4 protein-coding genes are annotated in these 3,547 nt (G+C 72.3%); 1 reads left to right on the top strand and 3 read right to left on the bottom strand.

Translation table 11 applies throughout. The annotated features are described in order from the left end of the window. Positions 1–490: 490 nt before the first annotated feature. On the bottom strand, positions 491–1,498 hold the full coding sequence (locus ACLIYP_RS29705) for a stage II sporulation protein M (protein ID WP_412716176.1): 1,008 nt from the start codon (positions 1,496–1,498) through the stop codon (positions 491–493). Between the two features lie 146 nt (positions 1,499–1,644). On the opposite strand from ACLIYP_RS29705, the gene ACLIYP_RS29700 reads away from it, so the two are divergent. Beyond that, positions 1,645–2,643 (top strand): RDD family protein, encoded by a 999-nt coding sequence (locus tag ACLIYP_RS29700; protein ID WP_412716175.1) that lies wholly within the window; start codon positions 1,645–1,647, stop codon positions 2,641–2,643. A 38-nt stretch (positions 2,644–2,681) separates the two neighbouring features. Here ACLIYP_RS29700 and ACLIYP_RS29695 read toward each other — a convergent pair whose 3' ends face one another. Together ACLIYP_RS29695 and ACLIYP_RS29690 are read right to left on the bottom strand one after the other, a co-directional pair. Then, positions 2,682–3,296 carry a hypothetical protein gene (locus tag ACLIYP_RS29695; RefSeq protein WP_412716174.1) on the bottom strand — a complete coding sequence of 205 codons (615 nt, stop codon included), beginning with the start codon at positions 3,294–3,296 and terminating at the stop codon, positions 2,682–2,684. Between the two features lie 75 nt (positions 3,297–3,371). Beyond that, positions 3,372–3,547 (bottom strand): adenosylhomocysteinase (locus tag ACLIYP_RS29690; protein ID WP_412716177.1); only part of this gene is annotated, 176 nt, incomplete at its 5' end.

The raw sequence follows: 3,547 nt of genomic DNA, 5'->3' as shown, positions 1-3,547 counted from the left end.
CTGTCCCGGTATGCCCGGGTCACATCGCGCAGAGCGGCACCGGCGGAAAGGAATGGTTTCCGCGGTGCACAGCGTCCTCGCTGTGTGTTTCAAAGGAACCTCGCCGTCTCCTCCGGAACCGGAGGAGTGACGGGGTATCAACATATCTGGCGTTGACTTTTGGCACGCTGTTGAGTTCTCAAGGAACGGACGCTTCCTTCGGCACCCCTTCCGGGGCCCCTCCGGGCGCTTCCCTTCGGTGTCTCCGACTCTATCAGAGTCGCTTTTGCCGATCGAAATCGGCTTCGCTTTCCGATGAGAATTCGGATCGCCTCACCGGAGCCTCGGGCTCCTGGTCGAAGCTGGATAGATTTTCATCCGTCTGCCCTCAAGGGTACCACCCTCCGGGCAACTTCTAAAATCTACCTCCCGCAGGGCTCCCCGTCAAGGGCGCCCTCCGGAACGATCAGAACCGTAGCAGGTCTGAGGGCCTCGATGCACATCGGCCGTGTCACGCCGCCAGAGGAACCTCGGCGGAGCGGTCGGCGGCCTCCACATCGCCCGCCTCGCCCCTCCTCACCGCCCTGGCGCCCAGTACGTAGACATAGGCCAGGAAGGCCAGCTCGGCGACGACCCCGATGGTGATCCGGGCCCAGGTCGGCAGACCCGAGGGGGTCACGAAGCCCTCGATGACGCCCGAGACGAAGAGCACCGCGGCCAGGCCGAGCGCCATGCCGATGGCCGCACGTCCCTCTTCCGCGAGCGCCGTGCGGCGGCTGCGCGGTCCCGGGTCGACGACCGTCCATCCCAGGCGCAGACCCGTGCCGGCCGCGACGAAGAGGGCGGTCAGCTCGAGCAGGCCGTGCGGGAGGATCAGGCCGAGGAAGACGTCCAGGCGGCCCGCCGAGGTCATCAGACCGATGCCGATCCCGATGTTCAGCATGTTCTGGAACAGCACCCACAGCACCGGTATCCCGAGGAAGGCGCCGAAGATCAGGCAGATCGCGGCGGCCTGGGCGTTGTTCGTCCACACCTGGGCGGCGAAGGACGTGGCCGGGTTGCTGGAGTAGTAGGTCTCGTACTGGCCCCCGGGCCGGGTCATCTCCCGCAGCTGCTCCGGGGCTGCGATGGCGGCCTGGATCTCGGGATGGGTCCCGATCCACCAGCCGATGAGGACGGCGACCAGCGTGGACAGCAGGGCCGTCGGTATCCACCAGTGCCGGGAGCGGTAGACGGCCGCCGGGAAGGCGACCGTGAAGAAACGCGCCACGTCCTGCCAGGCCGCCCGGCGGGTACCGGTGACCGCGCTGCGCGCGCGGGCGACGAGCGAGGTGAGACGGCCGGTCAGTGCGGGGTCGGGGGCGGTGGACTGGATCAGCGACAGATGGGTGGAGGTGCGCTGGTAGAGGGCGACGAGCTCGTCGGCCTCGGCTCCGGTGAGGCGGCGCCGGCGGCGCAGCAGCTCCTCCAGGCGGTCCCACTCGGCCCGGTGGGCGGTGACGAAGACATCGAGGTCCATGGGGAGAGCTTTTCAGATGGGTACGCGGTCGGTCTCGGGCTGCTTGGCGGTCGGTCGGCCGCGGGCGGCAGACTGTGTCCGTGTACCCGGCGTACGGCGTACGAGGCGTACACGGGTCCGAGGCGAGGGGCGAGGAGGCGTACCGGGTGAGTCAGCTCGTAACGGGTGATGCGGTGGTGCTCGGGCTGCGGCCCGCGCGGCTGCCGAGCCGGGCCCTGGCCGTCTTCATAGACCTGGTCGTGCTCTGGGGGGTCTATCTGGCTCTTTCGGTGGCGGTGCTGTCGGCCACCGGTTCCCTGGACGACGCGGCCACCGCGGCGATCGCCGTCGCGCTGCTGGTGCTGGTGCTGATGGGCGGGCCGGTCGCGGTCGAGACGCTGTCCCACGGCCGTTCGCTGGGGAAGATGGCGTGCGGACTGCGGGTGGTGCGGGAGGACGGCGGGCCGATCCGCTTCCGGCACGCGCTGGTCCGCGGGGCGCTGGGCTTCGTAGAGATCCAGATGACGGTGGGGGTCGTCGCGTGCATCGCCTCGCTGGTCTCCGCGCGGGGCCGGCGGCTCGGCGACGTGTTCGCCGGGACGCTGGTGGTGCGGGAGCGGATTCCGGTCCCGCGGCCGGTGCCGGTGCCGCCTCCGCCGCCGTGGGTGGCCGGGCACTTCGCCGGGCTGGACCTGTCGCGGGTGCCGGACGGGCTGTGGCTGGCCGTACGGCAGTACCTGCTGCGCGCGGACCAGCTCGATCCGCAGGTGGGCTGGTCGATGGCGCAGCGCCTGGCGGCCGATGTGGCGGGCTTCACCGGGGCCCCGGTGCCGGAGGGGATGCCTCCGGCCGTGTACCTGTCCGGTGTGGTGGCCGAGCGGCAGGGACGGGACGCGCGGCGGGCCTTCGGTGAAGGCGTCCGGCCGGGGGCCGAGCGGAACGGCACCGCGCCGCCGCCGACCGCGGCCGGACCCGGTCCCGGCTCCGCATGGCCGGCCTCCCCTCCCCCGGCGGCTCCGCCCGCCTCCGCTCCCTTTGTTGCCCCTTCTGCCCCTCCGGCGCCCGCGCCGTCCCCGCAGCAGCCGCCTGCCGGTGGTGGTGTCGGTGGCAACGGCGGTGGCGGGGAGGCTGAGGGGCCGCGCACCGGCTTCGTTCCCCCGGCCTGACGCCGGCCTGACGCCGGCCGCGGGGCCCGGCCCGCGGTTCAGCCGAACGTCGAGGGCGGGGACTCCAGGTCCTCCAGCTCGATGCCGGGGGCGGCCAGGACGACGTCACCGGCGATGTGGACGGAGTGCCGCTCGCCCGTCTCCAGATCGTCGACCCGGTAGTGGTCCACGGTCAGCGGGCCGCTGTCGGTGGCGTGTGCTTCGCTGTCCACCAGCGCCCAGGCCTGGTCGAGGGTGCGGGGGGCGAGTACGGGGGGTGCGAAGGCGACGAGGCGGACGCGGGTGGCCGGTGCGCCGGGCGCGGGGCGCAGCAGCCTCGCGGTGGCGACGAGGAACGCGGGGGAGGCTCCGGTGAAGGCGTGGGCGGGCGCGTTGCCCTCCTGGGCCCGCTCCCCGGCCGGGTCGGCGCGTACCCAGGTCACGCCGTCGAGTGCGGCGCCGCGTACCTGCCAGTGGGGGGTGGTCAGTTCGAGGCGGAGGGGGCGGCCGAGGCCGTCCAGGGTGAGGTCGACCGAGCCCGCGCGATCGCCGGAGGGGGCGGTGAGCTGCGAGACGTACCGCCAGCCGGACGGGCCGGTGGCGCACTGGAAGTGCTCCTCGCCCAGGGGGGTGCGGTCGTGCGGGTCGTGGAGTGAGTAGCGGCCGCGGGGCATGATGGGTCCTTACGGGTCAGGCCCCCGCCGTGGAGCGGGGGCCTGACGGCGCGCTTGCCTGCCGGACGACGTGTGTCAGTAGCGGTAGTGGTCGGGCTTGTACGGACCCTCCACCGGCACCCCCAGGTAGGCCGCCTGCTCCGGACGCAGCACGGTCAGCCTCGCCCCCAGCGCCTCCAGATGCAGCCGGGCGACCTTCTCGTCCAGACGCTTGGGCAGCACATACACCCCCACCGGATACGCGTCCGGCT

The organism is Streptomyces nanhaiensis (genome assembly GCF_046614825.1).
Classification (GTDB): domain Bacteria; phylum Actinomycetota; class Actinomycetes; order Streptomycetales; family Streptomycetaceae; genus Streptomyces; species Streptomyces radiopugnans.
The sequence above is the reverse complement of the archived record's forward strand: the minus strand, read 5'-3'. Positions and strand labels throughout refer to the sequence as shown.

What these genes read in the sequence shown, in the direction of transcription:
- ACLIYP_RS29705 (WP_412716176.1), bottom strand. Translation starts at nt 1,498, where the DNA reads ATGGACCTCGATGTCTTCGTCACCGCCCACCGGGCCGAGTGGGACCGC.
- ACLIYP_RS29695 (WP_412716174.1), bottom strand. Translation starts at nt 3,296, where the DNA reads ATGCCCCGCGGCCGCTACTCACTCCACGACCCGCACGACCGCACCCCC.